Annotated in this window: 1 protein-coding gene; it reads right to left on the reverse strand. The window is 62.9% G+C overall.

Going from position 1 to position 525, the window contains the following annotated elements; genetic code table 11:
* Nucleotides 1–87: 87 nt before the first annotated feature.
* On the reverse strand, nt 88–525 hold a 438-nt coding region (locus AC09SL_RS29525; protein WP_479572015.1), incomplete at its 5' end, for a ShlB/FhaC/HecB family hemolysin secretion/activation protein.

A 525-nucleotide genomic window follows, 5' to 3' on the forward strand; every position in this document is an offset into this window, starting at 1 on the left:
TCGCGGGTTTGCAGGGCAGCGGAAGGCTGGCGGGCCAGGAAGGCGTATTGGCGGTCGTCCATGATCAGGTCTCGTTACAGCAGAAATTTAGATGGATACATCCACGCGGAAGTAGATCGGCGCTTCGCGCGCGGTCAGGACATCCGGACGTTCCAGGGAATGGGCGAAGGTGACGCTGGCGCTCAGGTGCTCGCCTCGGGCGAATAACTCCAGCGAGTTGCTCGACATGCGCCCGTGCTCGCTACCGTTGTAGCGATTACCGCGAATCACGCCTTGGTCATAACCGAGGCTGGTGCCGTATTCGGCGAATACCGGGCGTAGCCATTGCAGGGTCACCGGACGGCTCCAGCGCAGGTCGTTGCGCCAGTAGCCGCCGCTGTCGCCAGACAGTGTCTGGTCCTTGTAGCCGCGAATCGACGACAGGCCGCCCAGGCTCATGCGCTGCGAGGCGAACAATGCATCCTCGCTGCGCTGGCCGGTCATCAGGCTGCTGAAGCTGAAGGACTCGCCGCCCAGCATGAAGGA

The organism is Pseudomonas sp. PF05, assembly GCF_056521845.1.